The organism is Bacillus nitroreducens (assembly GCF_964021195.1).
This window is the reverse complement of sequence record NZ_CAXHYI020000003.1, coordinates 305,424-326,609: the sequence shown is the minus strand read 5'-3', so window position 1 is coordinate 326,609 and position 21,186 is coordinate 305,424. Positions and strand designations below refer to the sequence as shown.

General features: G+C 36.4%; 19 protein-coding genes. 17 read left to right on the top strand and 2 right to left on the bottom strand.

Going from position 1 to position 21,186, the window contains the following annotated elements; translation table 11 throughout:
• Positions 1-93 precede the first annotated feature (93 nt).
• The 6 genes from ACWPVE_RS05365 to ACWPVE_RS05340 all read left to right on the top strand — a co-directional run bounded on the left by ACWPVE_RS05365 (position 94) and on the right by ACWPVE_RS05340 (position 6,160).
• Positions 94-417: a hypothetical protein gene (locus ACWPVE_RS05365; protein ID WP_453991387.1), complete on the top strand. Its 324-nt coding sequence runs from the start codon at positions 94-96 to the stop codon at positions 415-417.
• Positions 418-877: 460 nt separating this feature from the next.
• Positions 878-2,050, top strand: a complete 1,173-nt coding sequence (locus ACWPVE_RS05360; RefSeq protein WP_453991385.1) for a diflavin oxidoreductase — start codon at positions 878-880, stop codon at positions 2,048-2,050.
• A gap of 141 nt (positions 2,051-2,191) precedes the next feature.
• Positions 2,192-2,755 (top strand): tyrosine-type recombinase/integrase, encoded by a 564-nt coding sequence (locus tag ACWPVE_RS05355; RefSeq protein WP_453991383.1) that lies wholly within the window; start codon positions 2,192-2,194, stop codon positions 2,753-2,755.
• A gap of 112 nt (positions 2,756-2,867) precedes the next feature.
• Positions 2,868-4,358 carry a DUF1538 domain-containing protein gene (locus ACWPVE_RS05350; protein WP_453991381.1) on the top strand — a complete coding sequence of 497 codons (1,491 nt, stop codon included), beginning with the start codon at positions 2,868-2,870 and terminating at the stop codon, positions 4,356-4,358.
• Positions 4,348-5,016 (top strand): P-II family nitrogen regulator, encoded by a 669-nt coding sequence (locus ACWPVE_RS05345; protein WP_453991379.1) that lies wholly within the window; start codon positions 4,348-4,350, stop codon positions 5,014-5,016. Before ACWPVE_RS05350 ends, ACWPVE_RS05345 begins: the two co-directional genes overlap by 11 nt.
• 154 nt (positions 5,017-5,170) lie before the next feature.
• The gene (locus ACWPVE_RS05340) at positions 5,171-6,160 is read left to right on the top strand and encodes a glycoside hydrolase family 43 protein (protein ID WP_453991377.1); all 990 of its coding nucleotides are present in this window, start codon (positions 5,171-5,173) and stop codon (positions 6,158-6,160) included.
• A 77-nt stretch (positions 6,161-6,237) separates the two neighbouring features.
• Here ACWPVE_RS05340 and ACWPVE_RS05335 read toward each other — a convergent pair whose 3' ends face one another.
• Positions 6,238-7,374 carry an ROK family transcriptional regulator gene (locus ACWPVE_RS05335; RefSeq protein ID WP_453997372.1) on the bottom strand — a complete coding sequence of 379 codons (1,137 nt, stop codon included), beginning with the start codon at positions 7,372-7,374 and terminating at the stop codon, positions 6,238-6,240.
• Between the two features lie 291 nt (positions 7,375-7,665).
• On the opposite strand from ACWPVE_RS05335, the gene xylA reads away from it, so the two are divergent.
• The 3 genes from xylA (at position 7,666) to ACWPVE_RS05320 (ending at position 12,419) form a co-directional block, all read left to right on the top strand.
• Positions 7,666-8,988 carry a xylose isomerase gene (xylA, locus tag ACWPVE_RS05330; RefSeq protein ID WP_453991375.1) on the top strand — a complete coding sequence of 441 codons (1,323 nt, stop codon included), beginning with the start codon at positions 7,666-7,668 and terminating at the stop codon, positions 8,986-8,988.
• 193 nt (positions 8,989-9,181) lie between these two features.
• Complete coding sequence (gene xylB, locus ACWPVE_RS05325) at positions 9,182-10,681, top strand: xylulokinase (protein WP_453991373.1); 1,500 nt, start codon at positions 9,182-9,184, stop codon at positions 10,679-10,681.
• A gap of 133 nt (positions 10,682-10,814) precedes the next feature.
• The gene (locus ACWPVE_RS05320) at positions 10,815-12,419 is read left to right on the top strand and encodes a glycoside hydrolase family 43 protein (protein ID WP_453991372.1); all 1,605 of its coding nucleotides are present in this window, start codon (positions 10,815-10,817) and stop codon (positions 12,417-12,419) included.
• Positions 12,420-12,573: 154 nt separating this feature from the next.
• Here ACWPVE_RS05320 and ACWPVE_RS05315 read toward each other — a convergent pair whose 3' ends face one another.
• Complete coding sequence (locus ACWPVE_RS05315; protein ID WP_453991370.1) at positions 12,574-13,215, bottom strand: GDSL-type esterase/lipase family protein; 642 nt, start codon at positions 13,213-13,215, stop codon at positions 12,574-12,576.
• Positions 13,216-13,540: 325 nt separating this feature from the next.
• Here ACWPVE_RS05315 and ACWPVE_RS05310 point away from each other — a divergent pair, with 325 nt between their 5' ends.
• The 8 genes from ACWPVE_RS05310 (at position 13,541) to rpiB (ending at position 21,080) form a co-directional block, all read left to right on the top strand.
• The gene (locus tag ACWPVE_RS05310; protein ID WP_453991368.1) at positions 13,541-14,449 is read left to right on the top strand and encodes a 2-hydroxy-3-oxopropionate reductase; all 909 of its coding nucleotides are present in this window, start codon (positions 13,541-13,543) and stop codon (positions 14,447-14,449) included.
• 257 nt (positions 14,450-14,706) lie between these two features.
• Positions 14,707-16,002 (top strand): ABC transporter substrate-binding protein, encoded by a 1,296-nt coding sequence (locus ACWPVE_RS05305; RefSeq protein WP_453991366.1) that lies wholly within the window; start codon positions 14,707-14,709, stop codon positions 16,000-16,002.
• 73 nt (positions 16,003-16,075) lie between these two features.
• On the top strand, positions 16,076-17,047 hold the full coding sequence (locus ACWPVE_RS05300) for a carbohydrate ABC transporter permease (protein WP_453991364.1): 972 nt from the start codon (positions 16,076-16,078) through the stop codon (positions 17,045-17,047).
• Positions 17,044-17,874 carry a carbohydrate ABC transporter permease gene (locus tag ACWPVE_RS05295; RefSeq protein ID WP_453991362.1) on the top strand — a complete coding sequence of 277 codons (831 nt, stop codon included), beginning with the start codon at positions 17,044-17,046 and terminating at the stop codon, positions 17,872-17,874. The genes ACWPVE_RS05300 and ACWPVE_RS05295 overlap by 4 nt, the downstream gene beginning before the upstream one ends.
• 51 nt (positions 17,875-17,925) lie before the next feature.
• A complete protein-coding gene (locus ACWPVE_RS05290) occupies positions 17,926-18,762 on the top strand; it encodes a sugar phosphate isomerase/epimerase family protein (RefSeq protein WP_453991360.1) in 837 nt (278 codons plus the stop codon).
• Positions 18,763-18,872: 110 nt separating this feature from the next.
• Entirely contained in the window at positions 18,873-19,883 is a 1,011-nt protein-coding gene (locus tag ACWPVE_RS05285) for a dihydroxyacetone kinase subunit DhaK (RefSeq protein ID WP_453991358.1), read from the top strand.
• Positions 19,884-19,886: 3 nt separating this feature from the next.
• On the top strand, positions 19,887-20,537 hold the full coding sequence (gene dhaL / locus ACWPVE_RS05280; protein ID WP_453991356.1) for a dihydroxyacetone kinase subunit DhaL: 651 nt from the start codon (positions 19,887-19,889) through the stop codon (positions 20,535-20,537).
• 72 nt (positions 20,538-20,609) lie between these two features.
• Positions 20,610-21,080: a ribose 5-phosphate isomerase B gene (rpiB, locus tag ACWPVE_RS05275; RefSeq protein WP_453991354.1), complete on the top strand. Its 471-nt coding sequence runs from the start codon at positions 20,610-20,612 to the stop codon at positions 21,078-21,080.
• The last annotated feature ends 106 nt before the right edge of the window (positions 21,081-21,186 follow it).

Below are 21,186 nucleotides of genomic sequence, written 5' to 3'. Positions count from 1 at the left end.
TTTTGTACCATCTATTAAGTGATTAAAATCATAACAAAAGCATCCAAATGATGGTCTAATAAAGGAAGAAGCTAATAAGTGGAGGGTGGAAATATGGCTACGATCAAAATCGAAAAAAATGATTTGATCCTTGAAGCGGGATTGGAAGACTTAAAGACAATTTTAGATGAAGCGATAGCTAATATTGATTTATATAAAGAAGAAATTGCTGTAATCTATGAGAAAATGCCAAAGTTTGATTATGTATATTTTTGTTTTTATGCATATTCCACGTACCGTTTGCTAGAAAATGCCTTGCATTTTAATACAGATGAAGTTGGTCATTTTCGGCTTAATGCACCAGAGTCATTTTATTATGCATTTTACGGCATGATTGCGACATTGCACACAGAACATAATAAAAAAAATGGAGAGTAATATGTAAGGGTGATACTTTAAAAGAGTGTCACTCTCTTTTTTTTACCTTTTACTCAATTTTTATAAAAAACAAAGTTTGGGGTTTTTTATTCTTACGTAAAACCAAACAGAAATTAGGTTGAAATGGGTGGAACCAAAAGTTCCATCCTATTGTTTTCACTTTACATAAAACGCTTGATTTGGTTCGTTTTTGGAATGTGGGTATAATAACGAACAGTGGACTGTACTACCAGTAACCAGAGGGAATTTGGGATATATACTATAAGAAGAGGGATATGATTTTTGGGGGAAATGGAAGTCTTAAAATGCTAAGTTCTAAGTTGTAATAAGCAAAAATGATTGGGATGTCCCGTTTTTGATAGTATAATAAAAATTGATGTAATGGATGTGTCAAAATACACACTAGATAACTCGTACATGTGTTATTCTTACTATATATAACTGTTGGAGGTTTATGAAAATGCAACGAACTATAGATGATGAAAAAAACCCGAAAAAGCCTATTCCTACAACTTATTCTAGAACGAATCCTTTTCCAGCAAAAGTGCTTAAAAACATTAATTTAAATGGAAAAGGTTCGAATAAGGAAACAAGGCATATTGAATTATCATTAGAAGGATCTGGATTTTCGTATATTCCTGGTGACACACTCGGCGTTGCACCTTCAAATGATCCTGAATTAGTCGAAGCTCTTCTTAAGGAAATGAAGTGGGATGCAGACGAAGTAGTAACGGTTGGACGTAAAGGTGAGTCAATGCCTTTGAAGGAAGCGTTAGAGACATACCTCGATATTACCTTGCTTTCTAGAAAAATCTTACAAAGCGCGGCAGCATTCACAGACAATGAAGAACTTCAGAAACTAATAGAAGATGCAGTGGCTGTTAAAGAGTACATTGATGGTCGTGATTTACTTGATATGCTACGTGATTTTGGACCATGGAAGGTACCAGCGCAAGAAATCGTTGCATTATTAAGAAAGATGGTTCCTAGACTTTATTCGATTGCTAGTAGTTTAGAGGCACACCCAAATGAGGTTCACCTGACAATTGGTGCTGTACGTTATACAGCACATGGCCGGGAACGCAAGGGAGTTTGCTCTGTTCAATGTGCAGAACGCGTTGAAGTAGGCGACACACTTCCTGTCTTTGTTCAAGTTAATAAACATTTCCACTTACCAGAGGAATTAGATAAGGACATCATTATGGTTGGTCCTGGAACAGGAATTGCGCCATTCCGTTCATTTATCGAAGAGCTAGCTGTGAAAAACGCAACAGGTCGTTCTTGGTTATTCTTTGGAGACCAGCATGAGGCAACTGACTTCTTATACCAAGAAGAGTTGGAAAAATATCAACAAGACGGCATTCTAACAAAAATGGATGTTGCTTTCTCAAGGGATTCAGATCAAAAAGTATATGTACAGCACAAAATGCTTGAACATAGCAAAGAATTATTTGAGTGGATTGACAATGGTGCCTATTTCTATGTTTGTGGTGATAAGGATCATATGGCAAAAGACGTGAACGAAGCCCTTCTAACCCTCATTGAAAAAGAAGGTGGCATGGATAGAGAAGCTGCGGAAAACTATCTAAAAGAAATGAAAACACAAGGTCGATACTTACGTGACGTGTACTAAATAATTCTTACAACCCTTTCGCATCAGGCGAGGGGTTTTTTAATTGAAAATTTTCTCGACATACTAAAAATATCTTGGTGGTGTTACATAGTGGATGTTAAAATATGGTTAAGTAACATAAAAAAATAGGAGGAAAATCCTATGGAGTACGTCGACCCAATTAAAAAAGTTGCTGATATTAAGGCGATGAAGCAACTATTAAGACAACATTCACAGCGAGATTTATTATTTTTTGTTTTTGGTATTAATACAGGAATGAGAGTTAGTGATTTGCTTACCTTGAAAGTGGAGGATGTATGGGATGGAAAAAAAATAAAAGAATTTGTTTCTCTTAAAGGTGCCCAAACTGATGAAGCAACTGACTTCTACATAAATCATAGTGTGAAGACAGAACTAAAAAAATACTTATCACAAGTTGAATTAGAGGAAAACGATTATCTATTTAAATCGAAAAAGAATAATAAGCCAATTACTCGTCAGCAAGCATATCGAATCATTAATCAAGCAGCAAAAGAGGTTGGGATTCCTGGGAAAGTAGGTACCCATACATTAAGAAAAACCTTCGGATATCATGCCTATCGAAAAGGGATAGCCGTCTCGATTCTTTCTAAGATTTATCACCATCAATCCTCTGCCGAAACCTTACATTATATCGGTATTGATAAAAATGAAAAATACACTATAAAAGTGGATGTTAATTTGTAGTAATGAGATGTTTTTGGAAGTTCGTACTTACATACTAACACTCTATTAAAATGTGAAATCGCCAACTTATCGCCCTCTTTATCAATTAAATATAGAAAGGAATGAGTAAAAGTTGAATGTTTTAGTTTCGAAATTAGTAGAAGTTTTGTATGCTGTTCTCCCTATTACTTTTATTGTTTTACTATTAAATTTTACTCTAGTCCACTTAGAACCCTCACTCATTATTCGGTTCATCATTGGTGCCTTATTTATCATCATTGGATTATCGATCTTTTTATTTGGAGTCGATATTGGGATTACACCAATTGGTCAATCTATGGGGGCATCTATTGCAAAAACAAATAAAATCTGGATTGTCGGGACCGCTGGATTAGCTCTCGGTTTTTTCATTTCCATTGCTGAACCTGATTTACATATCTTGGCTGGACAGGTTGATCTTGTAACCTCTGGACTAATCTCTAAGTTTAGTCTGGTTGTAATTGTTTCGATTGGAATTGGGGTTCTCATTGCGATTGGTCTCGGAAGAATCGTTTATAACTTTCCCTTATATAAACTATTATCCATTTTATATTTGATAATCCTGATACTGGCTTTATTTACTTCTCCAGAATTTTTAGCAATATCCTTTGATGCGTCTGGAGCAACAACAGGTGCCTTGACAGTTCCGTTTATTCTAGCGCTTGCTTTAGGGGTTTCTGCACTTAAAAAGGATAGTAAAGCGTCCGAAAAAGATAGCTTTGGATTAGTTGCAATTGCCTCAACGGGAGCTATCATAGCCGTTATGATTATGAATATTATTGCCAAAACCGATAAAATATCAGGTAGTTTAGGTGAACATGAAATTTCAAACTCGATTATTGGACCCTTTTTAAAAAAGTTTCCAATCGTGGCGTTTGAAATAATTGTTGCGTTACTACCCATTCTAATCCTGTTCCTTTTGTTTCAAAAAGTTTCATTTAGGAAGTCTAAAAAAGCAGTCCGTAAAATTTTGATGGGGATCTTATTTACCTTTATAGGACTCGTCCTCTTTTTGGTTGGAGTAAACGCTGGATTTATGGATGTGGGTACTGCAGTAGGATATAGTATTGCATCTTTAGAGAATAAAGCATATGTTGTTATTGTGGCTTTTATTTTGGGGCTAGTGACGATATTGGCAGAGCCTGCGGTTCATGTATTGACACATCAAATAGAAGATGTTACAAGTGGGTATGTACAAAGAAAGATGGTTATGTTTTCTTTATCAATTGGGGTAGGTCTTGCAGTAGCATTGTCAATACTAAGAATATTAATTCCTGAATTACAGCTATGGCACTATCTTTTACCTGGATATATTATTGCCATTGCGATGACGTATTTTGTGCCAAAGCTGTTTGTTGGGATTGCCTTTGATTCAGGTGGAGTGGCATCAGGACCAATGACAGCTACGTTTATCTTGGCGTTTATCCAAGGTGCAGCCGAAGCAATAGAGGGGGCAAATGTCTTAATTGATGGATTCGGTATGATTGCAATGGTAGCGTTAACACCATTAATTACTTTACAGGTATTAGGATTTGTTTTTAAACTAAAATCAAAAAAAGGAGGACTGGAGAAGAATGTTGGGTAATTCTGAAACAGCCGACTTTGAACTGATTTGTATAATTGTCAATCTCGGTCAAGGAAGCAAAATCTTACAAACGGCTAAGAAATACGGGATATCAGGCGGTACCGTTTTATTAGGAAAAGGCACAATTAAAAATCGTCTCTTGGAATTATTAGCGTTAAACGATATAAAAAAAGAGATTGTAATAATGGTTTCTACTAGTAAAACAGCACAACAAGCATTAGTTCAGCTTGATAAAAAATTTAAATTCTCTAAACCAAATCATGGCATCGCATTTACCACTTCAGTTGGTTACATTATGGGAACAAGTAGTTGTAAAAGTGAGGAAATTAAAGAAGAAAGAGGTGCAGAAAATACAATGTATCATGCGATTACAGTGATTGTCGAAAAGGGAAATGCCGAGGACGTTATTGATGCAGCAGTTGAAGCGGGTTCCAAAGGTGGCACAATCATCAATGCGCGTGGTTCAGGAATCCATGAAACAAGCAAACTATTTTCAATGGAAATTGAACCAGAGAAAGAGATCGTACTGATTTTATCTGAAATAGAAAGCACCGAAGCAATTGTAGATTCGATCAGGGAAAAAATCAAAATTGATGAACCAGGAAATGGGATTATTTTTATTCAAGATGTAAAAAATACGTACGGAATCTATAAATAAAGAGTTAATTGAGGGACAGGAAAACTGTCCCGATTTTTTATTTTTAGGACATTTAATAGTTTTTTTAAGAAAAGTTAGTTGTTTCACTATACAAAGTGCTTCTAATGTGATATTAATAGTTGTGTAAGGATCATAAAAGTTATTGGAGGCTGTTATGATGAAAAAAGTAAAACCTAATGAGCCAATTGTTACACATATTTATACGGCAGACCCATCTGCACATGTTTTTGAAGATAAGCTTTATATTTATCCTTCACATGATCTCGAACACGATGAACCGTCAAATGATAATGGGGATCAATATAAAATGGAAGATTATCACGTTTTATCAATGGAGGATATCGAAGGTCCTGTTATAGACCACGGTGAAGTTCTCCATATCAAGGATGTTCCGTGGGCAAGCAAGCAAATGTGGGCACCTGATGCAGCTTATAAAAATGGTAAGTATTATTTTTACTTCCCAGCTCGTGATAAGGACGGTATTTTCCGTATAGGGGTTGCAACAGGAACAAGTCCTGCAGGTCCTTTTACACCTGAGGAAAATTATATTCCTGGAAGTTTTAGTATCGATCCAGCTGTGTTAGTAGATGATGATAATCGGGCATATATGTATTTCGGTGGCCTTTGGGGTGGTCAGTTAGAAAAATGGCAAACTGGCACATATAAGGCTGAGGTTACAGAAGGACCTGCGCCAAATGAACCAGCTTTAGGACCAATTTTTGCCGAATTAACAGATGATATGCTTACGTTCAAAAGTGAGCCTAAAGAGATTTCGATTGTAGATGAGGATGGAAATCCAATTTTAGCAGGTGACGAAGACCGACGATTTTTCGAAGGTCCATGGGTTCATAAATACAATGGGCTATACTATCTCTCATATTCAACTGGTACAACACATAAAATTGTATACGCTGTCAGCGAAAACCCTCAAGGACCATTTGTTTACAAGGGGACAATTCTTAAGCCGGTTATTGGTTGGACAACCCATCATTCGATCGTTCAATACAAAGAGAAATGGTATCTCTTCTATCATGACTGCTCTTTATCAAATGGAGTTAACCATAAGCGCAGCGTGAAATTAACAGAGCTAACATACAATGAAGATGGAACGATTCAAACAATTGATCCATATGAAAATAAATGAAGAGAAATCGACAGGTAAAACCTGTCGATTTCTTTTTATAAAAAAACCTGCTTCATCTCTGAAGCAGGAAAGACAAATTATCCTTTTATGAAGTTATCAACGACGAATGCTGAGACGCCGAGGGATGTCGAGTATTTCCCTAGCTTTGAAAAGTGAAATTGCAGATCATTTTGGTGGAAAGCGAGTGTATGTTTTTCAATTGTATTTCTAATTGGTGCCTCGAGCCAATCCTTAGCCATTGCAAGACGGTTTCCAATGATGACTTGTTCTGGATTAAATGTATTAATGATATTATTGATGCCAAAACCAAGATAGTTCCCGATCTCTTCAAAGAGATGCTTTGCTTTTTCATCACCGTTTTTTGCAGCTTCAATTAACATGTCGAGTGATTCAATGCTTGGATCTGACATTTCGAGCAGTGCTTGTTCTGAAGCATACGCTTCCCAGCAGCCACGACTCCCACAATTACAACGTTTTCCGTTCATGTCTATAATCATGTGTCCCATTTCTCCAGAAAACCCGTTTTTTCCTTTATACAGCACATTGTTTACTATAATTCCAACACCTATTCCAATTCCAGCGCTGATGTAGAGAATATTTTTATGGTCTTGCCCAGCACCAAATTGATGTTCACCGACTGCCCCAGCATTAGCTTCGTTTTCAATAATAACAGGAACATTGTAAAGTTTTTCGAGCTCCTCTTTAAATTGTATATTGCTCCAGCCAAGATTTGGTGCAAGGAGGATTGATCCTTCTTTATTTACAATGCCTGGTACTCCAATTCCGATACCGACTATTCCGTATCTGCTTTTTGGCATTTCATCCATTAGAGACTGAATCATACTTTGCACAATGTTCATGATTGTCGCATAGGTGGTTCGGCTTACTGGTTGACTTTTTTCAATTAGGATATTCCCTTTTAAATCGGTGAGGACAGATAAGACATAGTTCACACCAATATCAATTCCAATTGCATAACCAGCATCTTTATTGAAGTGAAGAATTACGGGTCGGCGGCCACCACTGGAGACACCTGGTCCCGATTCGAATATCAAATCCTCCTCCAATAACTCAGTAACTAAAGTAGAAACTGTAGTTTTATTTAATCCTGATGTCTGAGCAATGTCCGCACGTGAAATCGGCTCGTTTTCCATGATTAATTGAAAGACAAGCGCTTTATTATTCTTTTTTACAACTTGTTGATTCCATGTCATCGTTCTCACAGATAAAATCTCCTTATTTTGTATTATCTCTATTTTATCATAAAACTTAGTCTGATGAATATACGAATGTTAAATCTATTAAAATTAAAGGATAGAAGGGATAATGAACATAGTAATCCATAAAAATAAAAAAAATCTGCAAAACTTAGTTTATTGTATAGACAAACTTGTTTTGCAGTGCTATAATCTGATTATAAAAGCTTATTGATTTAGGCTTTTGACTATTTGAAAGCATTTTCAATATATAAATTAAACTATAAAAATACTAGGAGGAATAACCCGATGGCTTATTTCGAATCAGTGAACAAAATTAAATATGAGGGCGCTAAATCAACGAATCCTTTTGCATTTAAATACTATAACCCAGAAGAAAAAATTAATGGCAAGACAATGGAGGAAATCCTTCGTTATTCTGTTGCATACTGGCATACATTTACTGCAGATGGAACAGATCCATTTGGTGTGGGCACAGCAATCCGTCCGTGGGACCACCTAAAAGGTTTGGACTTAGCGAAAGCTCGTGTAGAAGCATCATTTGAGCTATTTGAAAAACTAGATGTTCCATTTTTTGCATTCCATGATGTTGATATCTCGCCTGAAGGAAGCACATTAAAGGAAACAAATGAAAACCTTGATGTAATTGTAGCGATGATCAAAGATTACATGAAAACAAGTAAAGTTAAATTACTTTGGAACACTGCTAACATGTTCACAAATCCACGTTATACACACGGTGCTGCAACTTCACCAAATGCAGATGTATTTGCTTACTCAGCAGCAAAAGTGAAAAAGGGATTAGAAGTAGCAAAAGAGCTTGGTGCAGAAAACTATGTGTTCTGGGGTGGACGTGAAGGCTACGAAACACTACTTAATACAGACATGAAGCTTGAAATGGACAACTTAGCTCGTTTCTTCCATATGGCAGTAGATTATGCAAAAGAAATTGGGTTAAATGTTCCATTCTTAATCGAACCAAAACCAAAAGAGCCAACTAAGCATCAATATGATTTCGATGTTGCAACTGGACTAGCATTCTTACAAAAATATGACTTAACAGATTATTTTAAGTTTAATATTGAAGCGAACCATGCAACACTAGCTGGACATACATTTGAGCATGAACTAAGAACCGCACGTATTAACGGAATGCTTGGTTCAGTTGACGCTAACCAAGGCGATACATTACTTGGCTGGGATACAGATGAATTCCCAACAGACCTATACACAAACACATTAGCAATGTATGAAATTCTAAAAAATGGTGGACTAGGCAAAGGTGGTCTGAACTTCGATGCGAAAGTAAGAAGAGGTTCATTCGATACTGATGATCTGTTCCACGCACATATTGCAGGAATGGATGCATTTGCAGTGGGCTTAAAAGTTGCAAATAAATTAATTGAAGATAAAGTACTTGATAGCTTTGTAGAAGAGCGTTACAGCAGCTATACGAAAGGAATTGGCTTAGATATCGTTGAAGGAAAAACAAACTTCCGTGAACTAGAAGCTTATGCACTTGGTTTAACGGAAATTAAAAATACTTCAGGTAGAACAGAACGCTTAAAAGCTTTAATTAATCAATATTTATTAGAAACTCTTAATGATTAATGTATAAGAACCAAAAATGTGCTGGAAGTTTGTGATTCCAGCACATTTTTATCAAGCTATAACGGGCAGTAAATGCATATATTATTTTGTGGAAAAGTGAATAATGACTATCCTTAATGGCCCAATTGGTTTAACTAAAATCAGTGGGATACCCATAGATTGAAGTTTCACTTTATAGAAAAGGATGATACGGATGAAATATGTAATTGGTGTAGACCTCGGAACAAGTGCTGTAAAGATTTTACTTGTGAATCAATATGGTGAAGTAGCAGGCGAGGTCTCAAAATCTTATCCTCTTATAATTGAAAAGTCAGGCTATAGTGAACAAAATCCAGAAGAATGGGTTGAAAAGACAATTGCAGGGCTGAAAGAGCTTGTTGAGAAATTTGATGGTGACGTCAATGACATTGAAGGAATCAGTTTTTCTGGACAAATGCATGGACTTGTTTTATTGGATAAAGAACACCAGGTATTACGAAACGCCATTTTATGGAATGATACAAGAACGACAAAACAATGTGAGGAAATCTATGAAACTTTCGGGAAAGAACGCCTTTTAGAAGTAACAAAGAACCCAGCTTTGGAAGGGTTTACACTACCGAAAATCCTTTGGGTGAAAGAAAATGAGCCACAGATTTTTGAACGCTCACATACATTCGTGCTTCCAAAAGATTATTTGCGTTTCCGCATTACTGGTGCACTTCATATGGAGTACTCGGATGCAGCTGGAACCTTGATGTTAAACGTTGCTCAGCGTGAATGGAGTAATGAAATTTTAGAAACATTTGGCCTAACTCCTGATTTTTGCCCACCGTTAGTTGAATCACATGCATTTGTCGGTGAGGTGACAACTGAAATTGCTGCAGCCACTGGTTTACAAGAGTCAACGAAAGTCTTTGCTGGTGGAGCAGATAATGCTTGCGGTGCGATTGGTTCAGGTATTTTGTCAGAAGGAAAAACCCTTTGTAGTATCGGAACTTCGGGAGTGGTGTTGTCATATGAAGAGCGTAATGACCTAGATTTTGAAGGTAAGGTTCACTATTTTAACCATGGTGAAGAAAAGACGTATTATACGATGGGTGTAACTCTAGCAGCAGGTTACAGCTTAAGTTGGTTCAAGGATACTTTTGCAAAAGAAGAGGCATTTGGTCAATTCTTACAAGGGATCGAGGAAGTCCCAGCAGGCTGTAATGGCTTATTATTTACACCATATATTGTTGGTGAGAGAACGCCGTATGCGGATTCAAATATACGCGGTAGCTTTATCGGTGTTGATGCATACCATGAACGCAAGCATTTTGCACGCGCGGTTCTAGAGGGGATTACTTTTTCATTAAACGAGTCAATTGAGATCTTTAGAAATAGTGGCAAAACGATTGATACTATTGTTTCAATTGGAGGCGGTGCAAAGAACGAAACATGGCTTCAAATGCAGGCTGATATTTTTAACGCGAAAATTGAAAAATTAACTTCTGAGCAAGGACCTGGAATGGGAGCAGCGATGCTTGCTGCATATGGAAGTGGCTGGTTTGAATCATTAAAAGAATGTGCAGAAACATTCCTGCAAACCTCCAAAACATATGAACCAATTCCTGAAAATGTGGATGCCTATAAGAAGTTATTTGCCATGTATCAACAAGTTTATACACAAACTAAGACTCTTAATGAGCAGTTAAGAGAGTTTAGGAAATAGTTAGTAGGAGTAGATTGCCATTTCTATAGGACCATACTTATTGAGGTCTAAGCATTCTACTCCATTTTTCAAGTGTTATTTACTCGCACCTGATATTTTTTTGTTTACTTTTTAAAAAGGGAGGAGACATTGTATGGATTACATAAATAATCCAATATTGCCAGGATTTAATCCAGACCCTTCGATTATAAGAGTCAATGATGATTACTATATAGCTACATCAACTTTTGAATGGTTTCCGGGTGTACAAATCCATCATTCAAAAGATTTGAAGAACTGGCGGTTACTGACGCATCCTATAACCGAGAAGCGACAAATTGAAATGCTAGGGAATCCAGATTCAGGCGGTATTTGGGCACCGTGCCTGTCTTATCATGAAGGAACTTTTTATTTGGTGTTTACAGATGTTAAAAGTCATATTGGACCTTTTAAAGATACGCATAATTATTTAATTACAGCCGAAGACATCATGGGCCCATGGTCAGATCCAATTTATCTAAATAGCAGCGGATTTGACCCATCACTATTCCATGATGATGACGGAAAAAAATGGGTTATGAATATGATTTGGGATTATCGAAAAAACAAAAATTCATTTGGAGGAATCCTACTCCAAGAATATTCACCAACTGAAAAAAGATTAATAGGTCCAAAGTATAATATCTTTAAAGGGACAGAATTAGGATTAACGGAAGGTCCTCATATCTATAAACATAATCATTATTACTATTTAATGACTGCAGAAGGTGGCACAAGAGAGAACCACGCTGTAACAGTTGCACGTTCTAAATCTATTCTTGGTCCGTATGAGCTAGATCCAAAAGGTACTGTTCTTACGTCTGCTGGAAAACCAGAATTACTACTTCAAAAGGCTGGACATGCCAGCATTGTTCACACTCAAACAAATGAAGTTTATTTAGTTCATTTGACTGGTCGTCCATTAAAACCGTCGATGAACTGCAACCTTGGAAGGGAAACTGCCATTCAAAAGATGACTTGGACTGAGGATGGGTGGTTAAGACTGGCAAGCGGAGGAAATGAACCTGAAGTTAAGGTCGAGGCACCGAACTTACCTGTGTTTCCATTTAAAGAAGAGAATGAAATCGAGCATTTTAATAATGAAAAATTAAGTATTCATTTTAGCTCACTTCGTGAACCATTTTCCGAAGAATGGATCTCACTAAAACAACGACCAGGTTTTTTAAGGTTAATAGGAAGAGAATCCCTGAGTTCAACTTTTAGACAAAGTCTTGTAGCGCGTAGACAGCAAGCTTTCTCTGTTACAGCTGAAACGGTCATTGAATTCGAGCCTAGTACATTCCAGCAATTAGCAGGGTTAATCTACTATTACAATACTCGTAATTACTATTATCTATATATAAGTCATGATGAGGAAATAGGAAAATGTTTAGGGATTATGTCTTGTAACAGAAGGCAGTACGATGAGCCTCTTGAAAAGCCAGTTTCTATAGAAGGATGGGATCGAGTTTATCTCAAAGCGGATATCCATTACGATAAGCTACAGTACTATTACTCTAAGGATGGAGAAACCTGGAATCCTATTGGGCCCGTTTTAGATGCTAGTAAAATTTCTGATGATTATGTTGAGTACAAAGTAGAGGGAATTTTGTTAGACCAAGGATTTACCGGGGCGTTCATTGGAATTTGTGTGCAAGATCTTAGTGGGGAAAGAAAACATGCCGATTTTGACTATTTCTCATATCAAGAACGGTCATAGGTTGGTCATTCTATAAAAAAACTGTCTCTTTGCCAATTTTGATTTGGTATTAGAGACAGTTTTTTTGCTGGAAATGCCATGCTATGGCTCACTTGTAAGTGAGTATTTTTTCGTGAGGGTATAACTCCCGTGAGATTTTCTGCCATCGATAAGTTTATTGAAGGATTCCCTTTACTTTTTCATAGACAAGCTCTGCTAATTTATGATGCCCTTCTTCGTTAAGATGAATATAGTCATAATCGTGCATATGGACAATTCCTTTAGTATCGAGAAATTCAAAACCGTTTTCTTTTGAGAATTCCTCTAGATAAACGGGGAACTCTTCTGATTTTATATCGCAATTCTTACCAAATGTCTTCCCTAACTGAGTTGTATAATACTTTGCTCCAATAGGTGGTGGAGCAATAACAAGAACCTTTGGGAAGGTATTATCTTTATTAACGGGTGTATTTTTTGCTAAAACTGCAAGCTTTGTAATGCCTTGGGCGATGTTAATAGAAGATAAATGTATTCTTTCCTTCGTGTCGTTAGTTCCTAGCATAATAATCACAAGCTCAAGTGGAGAATGACTTAATAGACAAGGATGTAGATAATCTAAACCTTTACGACCTTCAAACAGGGGATCATCGACTATAGTTGTTCTGCCAGAAAGCCCTTCTTCAACTACATCAAATTCTTCACCTAGAAACTGACCTAGTAGGCTGGTCCATCTGATGTCTTCTTGGAATCTTTCATTTTTTTCTGCATTTAGTCCCCAAGTATTAGAGTCACCGAAACATACAATTCTTCTCTTCATAAATTTTCCTCCAGTTCTAATCATGGTCCCAAAATAATATGTTTATTTCACGTATTCGCTTTAGAAAAAGTGAACAACAAGGTCAAAAAATAAATTGAAGTAAACACAGTATGACTTGCTTATAATTCTAAACTCATTAAAATCATATTAGTTAATAAAAATAGTATATTAGTTAAAAAATGGTTTGTCCATTGGATGAACTAAGTGTATAATAATATATAAATAAACCCTTATCAGGAAGGAGATTGATTAGTAGAGAGAAATGGAAACGTTTTAATAAAAAGAACAGTAAAAATTACAGAAAATATCTTGGGGGGTAATGTAGATGAAAATAGGTGTTATTGGTTTAGGAATTATGGGTAAACAAATGGCTAAGCACTTAATTAATAGTGGCTATGAAACGTATTTATTTGATATTAATACTGCTGTAGTGAATGAGCTAGCCACATTAGGCGGGCATGCTTGTGAATCGAACAAAGAAGTTGCAAATATATGTAATGTCATTATTACCATGCTTCCAGCTGCGAAACATGTCCAAGAAGTGTTATTTTCTGATGAGGGTGTTGCGAAAAACGGCAATCCAAATTCCATTATTATTGATATGAGTTCTGTATCGCCTGAGGAATCTAGGACCTTCGCCGCTGGGTTAAAGGAATATGGCATGCACTTTTTAGATGCTCCTGTTAGCGGTGGAGAGCCAATGGCAATCGAAGGAAGGTTGTCAATCATGGTTGGTGGAGAAGAGGAACATTTTAATAAGGTATTGCCACTATTCAAAGCTATGGGTGAGAATGTTGTTCATGTTGGGCCAAACGGAGCTGGATCTGCAACAAAACTGGTCAACCAAATTATGGTGAGTGCTCATCTTGCAGCGTTATCTGAAGCATGTGTATTTGCAAGTAAATCAGGTATTGATTTAAATAAAATGTACCAAGCAATTCATGGCGGTTTAGCTGGAAGTGCAGTTATGGATGCAAAAATGCCGAAAATTATTAACAGAGATTTTGAGCCAGGTGGTCGAATTGAAATTAACTACAAGGATTTGCTAAATGTGCAATCCTCTGCAAATGCTATTGGTGTGCCATTACCAGTTACAAACCTTGTTAAAGAGATATTTTCATCTGAAATTGTAAATGGAAATAGTAAAAAAGATCATTCACATATTATTAACTTTTTCGAAAAAATGGCAAATCATCAAATACCTAAAAAGACAACTACAGAAGTTAAATCCTGACAATTATCTGAATTATGAAGATAATTGTCTATTGACACATCTAAAACGGAATAATACCATAAAGTTAGTTAGTCCATTAGATAAACAAACAGGATAAATATATTATTAAACATTTTGTGAAAGCGTTATCCATACTCTGAGGACCTACTAAATATGGTAAAAGAGTTATTCATATCTTGGAATTCATTTAACACTCTACGAATCATGATCAAGAAAAGTAAATCAATCTACTTATTAACAGAGAAAGGGTGACAAATGTGAAGAAAGTACACATTACACTAATGAGCTTATTTGTTTTACTTGGGCTAGTATTAGCGGGCTGTGGCGGAGAAAAATCCGAAACATCCAAGAAAGCTGGAAGTGGTTCAGGCGATGAGGCTGTACTAGATTTATGGTATTTTGATGCAGGTGCAAGAGAAGAAGTTTATAAAGAAGCAGTTGAACGATTTGAAGCCGAACATGATGTAAAAGTTAATATGTTACAGGTTACAAATGATGATTATAAACAGCGTGTAGTAGTAGGAATGTCTGGTGGAAATCCTCCTGATGTATTTGCAAGCTGGGGTGGAGGATGGTTAGAAGAATTCGCTAATTCAGGAAAACTTCTAGACCTGACAAATGAGGATATTGATTATAGTAGATTCGTAGACGTTGCGCTTGAAAACTCTACATATGACGGTAAGGTTTACGGATTACCATTAGGTATTGCACCATATACCTTCTATTATAATAAAGAAATTTTTGAGAAATACAATTTAGAAGTTCCAGAAACTTATGATGAATTGTTAGCAATTATTGATGAATTAAAATCTAATGACATTATTCCAATTGCATTAGCAAACCAGCCTAAATGGCCAGGTGCTTTCTATTTAATGTATTTTGCAGATAGAATCGGCGGAGAAGAAGTTTTCCAAAATGCATATCGCAGAACTGGCGGTAGTTTTGAGGATGAGGCATACGTAAAAGCTGGTGAATACATTCAAGATTTAGTGAAACGTGATGCATTTAATCCTGGTTTTAACGGCATACCTTACGATTCTGGTCAAGGTAGACAATTGATGTATACGGGCGAGGCGGCAATGATGCTCATTACTTCTGGATTTGTAAACAATGTTAGACAAGAATATCCAGAGTTCGAGGAAAAAATGGGTGTCTTCCCATTCCCTGCTTTAGAAGAAGGAAACGGTGACCCTTCCAATATTGCGGCAGGAGTATCCCCAGTTTGGTCTATTCATAAGGACACAAAACATCCTGATCTAGCAGTCAAGCTAATTGATGAATTATCGAGTGTTGAAACTGCACAAGGTTATGTTGATAAATCAGCAACTCCTGTTGCAGTAAAGGGCGTTACATTTAACGACCCATTTGTAAATACATTCTCTGAGTGGATCAATAATGCTAACTCCATTCAGTTCCCATATGATCAAACGTTACCACCTGAATTAGGTGAACTTCATAAAAATACAACATTTGATTTATTCGGAACAAGCATGACTCCTGAAGAAGCAGCTAAGGCTATGGAGAAATTAGCAAAAGAGCTCTTAGATAAGTAATTTTCCAGTAAGTAAGAGAAGGCTAATTTGCTTTCTCTTACTTATTAAAATCAAAGCAGGGGATGTGATCGACATGTCATCAAATAGCGATTTGGCTCTTACGAATCGTGAAAAGAATAAGAGCATTAATACCAACAATATAACCCCGTTAAGTAGACAAAAAAAGGAAAAAAGAACCCAGTCACTGACGATTCTATTATTCTTATTACCAGCATTAGTCATATATTTGATATTTATTCTTTACCCAATTATTGCAACGTTTAATTACAGTCTTTATAACTGGAACGGAATGGGTGAGAAGGTCTTTATAGGTCTTGAGAATTTTAGCAGATTATTTTCAGATCAAATATTTTGGACTGCACTTAAAAATAATTTATATCTCGTAGGAGTGTCCGTTTTTGTACAGGTTCCGTTAGGACTTGTAATGGCGTTAGTTCTATTAAGTAGGATAAGAGGGAAAAAAGTACTTAATGTTATTTATTTTTTACCGTACTTAATGTCTTCCGTAGCAATTGGCTTACTTTGGGTATTCATGTATGACCCAGTTAAAGGTCCTGTCAATCAATTACTTAACATATTTGGAATAGATTCTGTACATTGGTTGGCTTCTAATCAAATGGCTATTGTTGCCGTTTTGATTGTACTAGTTTGGCAATTCGCCCCATTTTATATGATTCTCTTTAAAGCATCATTGGTAGGTATACCAGAAGAATTATATGAAGCTGCAAATATTGATGGAGCAAACTCCATTCAACAATTTTTCTATGTTACACTCCCATCTTTAATGCCAACCATTGTGAGTTCTTCGATACTTGCAGTAGTTGGGTCTCTAAAAACATTCGATATGTTCTATGTAATGCTTGGCGGTGGGTCTGGAAGTGCAACCGAAATATTAGGAACCTATATGTATAAACAAAGTTTTATCAACTTCAATATGGGTTACGGTAGTGCGATAGCATCCATGATGTTCATCCTGGCTCTAGTAAGTACCATAATCATTCTATTTTCAGACAACAAACGAGTGAAGCGTGGTGAATCAAAATGAGACTAAAAGCGGTAAGTCAACAGTCATTCATCTATATACTGGCTTTAATCTTATTAGTTTTTACAGCCTATCCGTTTATCTATATGATAACAACTTCGGTTAAAACGATGGGAGAATTCTTTGAAAATCCCTTTTCTATTATAGCTAGCTCCATTACATTTGAGCAGTATGCATCTGTCTTTGAGATGGGTCTTACAAATTACTTTGTAAATAGTATTTTGATTACAGTAATATCCGTTGCAATCGTTGTTTTTATATCTGCTCTTGCAAGCTATCCATTGAGCCGATTAAAATTTCGTTTGAATCGTCCGTTATTCGTCCTTTTCCTAGTAGGAATGATGATACCAGTACACGCATCGTTAATTCCTATATTTGTGATGTCAAATGACATGGGACTTTATGATACTTTATTTGCTCTTTTAGGACCATATGTGGCTTTTGCCTTACCAATATCCATTTTTATCATGACTCAATTCATGTCAGAAATTCCTGTAGAGCTAGAAGAAGCGGCCAAAATTGATGGCGCAGGACATTGGAAAATTTTTTCGAAGGTAATGTTCCCAAACATAAAACCAGCCATTTCAACAGTAGTTATCTATAACTTTGTTCATATTTGGAATGAATTTATATTCGCATTAATTTTAATCCAAAGTGACGAGAGCCTGACGTTACCAGTTGGACTTCAAAAGTTCTACGGGGAATTTTCTGTAAATGTACCTGGACTGATGGCTGCATTGACTCTAGCAAGTATCCCGGTAATCTTTATCTTTATTATTGCTCAAGAAAGAGTTGTTAAAGGATTAACAAGTGGTTCTGTAAAAGGATAATGAAAATAAATATTTAGTAGGTTCACATTAAAAAATCGGAGGTATAGAAAAATGACTATAAAATTTGGCTGTCAAGGATCAACATGGGTTTTAGATTATGATATTGAAGCAGATATCCTGGATCGAGTAATGGATAATGTACAGAATGCTGGATTTAAAGGAATAGATATTCAGGTAGCGTTATTGGGGAGATATAAAAATTCTCCAGAACTCCTTAAGGAAAAACTAGACATGAGAGGGCTGGAATTAGCTGCATTAACATTGCCGACGAGTTTCATAGGCGGAGAAGAATCTCCTGAGGAAAGAGAAGCAAGTGATTATTATATCGAATATTTAAAACGCTTTCCAGGCGCTAAATTAAACGTACCTTCAAGAGTTGGACCAAATCGTGATAATTTACTTCAAAGACAAAAAGAAATCGTTGCTGGTGCAAATAAATTAGGAAAACGCGCATATGAAAATGGAATTACTGCTTCCATTCATCCGATCTCCTATAAAACCTCTTATTTTATATTCAAGGAAGATTATGAAGTTCTTTTAGAGGGGCTAGATCCAAGATACATGGGCTATACACCAGATGTTGGTCATATAACTTTTGGTGGGATGGATGCAGTTAAAATCTTTAAAGACTATCTCCCACTTATCAAACATGTTCATTTTAAGGATGCTTCAAACAATTGTGAGTGGAAGAAGATGGGTGAAGGTGATATCGACTTCCAAGGTTGTGTTCAAGTCCTCGTGGATGGGGGATATAAGGGCTGGATAATGGTTGAAGAAGAAACGCCAGAAGCACAATCTAATACAGAAGAGGTTCTTGTTGATATTAGTAAATATGTGAATAAAAATTTAGTTCCAATTATTAAAGGTGAAACAAAAGTTAGCATTTAATGAAAATAAAGTAGTCTTAAAAAACGTGATATTACTGGGGTCTTAAAATGATTGTCTTTTCATTTTGATTGTACCCCTTTTTCTATACTACCAGATAAGGAGTGTATCCATTGAAAAAACTATTAAATAATCCAACTAATGTAGTAGAAGAAATGATTGATGGTTATTTAAAGGCACATCCAACTTATGTAAGAAGGTTAGAAGAGAATGATAGAGCTGTCGTTACAACTCGTAAAACGCTAGATAATAAGGTTGGTATTTTGATTGGTGGGGGATCAGGACATGAACCTGGATTCTTAGGCTATGTTGGAGACGGAATGGCTGATGGCGTTGCGGTCGGAAATATCTTTGCATCCCCACCGCCTGCTCCTATCTTGGAAGTAACAAAAGCAATTAATAAGGGTGCTGGTGTCGTTTACCTATATGGTAATTATGCTGGTGACGTTATGAACTTTGGGATGGCGGCAGAATTGGCTGAAATGGAAGGGATTGAAGTAGAGATGGCCCTTACTACAGATGATGTAGCCTCTGCTCCTAAAGAGGAAAAAGAAAAGCGACGTGGAATTGCAGGAGAATTTTTCGTTTTTAAAACAGCAGGTGCTGCAGCAGATAAAGGGTATGATTTAAAAAATGTTGCACGAGTTGCTAGAAAGACAAATGAAAATACAAGATCGATGGGGGTTGGGCTGACTCCTTGTTCATTACCTCAAACAGGAAAACCAAGTTTTGAAATTGGTGATGATGAAATGGAGCTAGGCCTAGGACATCATGGTGAGCCAGGTATTAAAAAGGCCCCACTTGATACAGCGGATAACGTAGCAGATGAACTATTAGATCATATCTTTGCAGATATGCCTTTGAATGCGGGTGATGATGTAGCCGTCCTAGTAAATGGATTGGGGTCTACTCCAAGAATGGAATTGTACATTATGTTTAGAAGAGTAGAACAGAGATTAAAAGAAAAAGGGATTAACATTTACCGTTCCTATGTTGGGGATTATATTACATCTCTAGAAATGGGTGGGTGCTCTATCACTTTAACAAAGCTCGATGATGAATTAAAGACTTTTATAGACCATCCTGTTGATTGCCCAATGTTCACCCAAGTTAAGGAGGATTAACTAATGAAAATTACTTCTATAGACTTTTTGAATTATTTTAAACATGTTGTTGATGTTATCGAGAAAGAGAAGGATTACCTTTGTGAACTCGATCGAAAATTAGGGGATGGGGACCACGGAGTTACCATGTCGATCGGATGGCAGAGTGTAAATGAAAAACTAAATAATGAGCTAGCAAATGAAACAGATTGCGGAAAGATTAGTTCTGTCATCGGTATGACATTTTTAAATGCTGTAGGTTCGTCCGTTGGTCCATTATATGCCTCTGGGTTTATCAAGGGCTCCCAAGTAATAAAAAATAAAGACGTGTTAAATGATGAAGACCTTACAGAATATTGGATTGCTTTTGCACAAGCTGTGAAGGATCGAGGGAAAGCAAACGTCGGTGACAAAACCATGATCGATACCCTGGAGCCATTTGGGGAAACTTTAAAAGAAAACTTTGCAGAATCAAGTGACTTTTTAACTTCATATCAGAAAGCAGTATTAGCTGGTAAAAAAGGAATGGAATCTACGAAAGATCTACTTTCCAAAATTGGCCGCTCAAGCCGTTTAGGTGAAAGATCTTTAGGTGTACAAGATCCTGGCGCAACTTCTGCCTATTTAATCTTAGAAGCATTCCTAGAGGTATGTAAGTCAAAATCAAACAATTAGGGAACATAGTCATGTAAGTAAAAATGGAAATGAGATTAGAAATTAATATTTCTCTTTAGGAGGATTTGTAATATGAAGCTTGCAATCGGTTGTGATCATAATGCATTTCATTTGAAAGAAACAATTAAGGAATTTTTGGCGAATACAGAGCATGAGATTATCGATTATGGATGTTATACGACAGAGGCAGTCGATTATCCTGATGTTGCATTTGAGGTTGCTCAAGCAATTAGTGAAGGAAAAGCTGAACGGGGAATACTTTTATGTGGTACTGGTATTGGTGTTTGTATAGCTGCTAACAAGTATCCTGGAATTCGAGCCGCTCTTACACATGATGTATACTCTGCTGAACGCGCACAATTAAGTAATAATGCCCAAATTATTACACTAGGCTCTCAAATAGTTGGTCCTGAACTTGCTAAGAAAGTTGTTTCGGCATACTTAAATGTAGAATGGGCTGAGGGATCTAAAGTGAAGGTTGATAAGATTATACAGAAGGAACAAGAAGTATTATTGAATTATAGTGGTAACTCTGGCTGTTAGTAATGGATAGAGTGATAGCTAATCTATTAAAATAGTATAAAGATGAAAGCATTTACGTAACCCCACGACAGTGGGGTTATCTTTGCATAACTGTTCTCTATTAAGA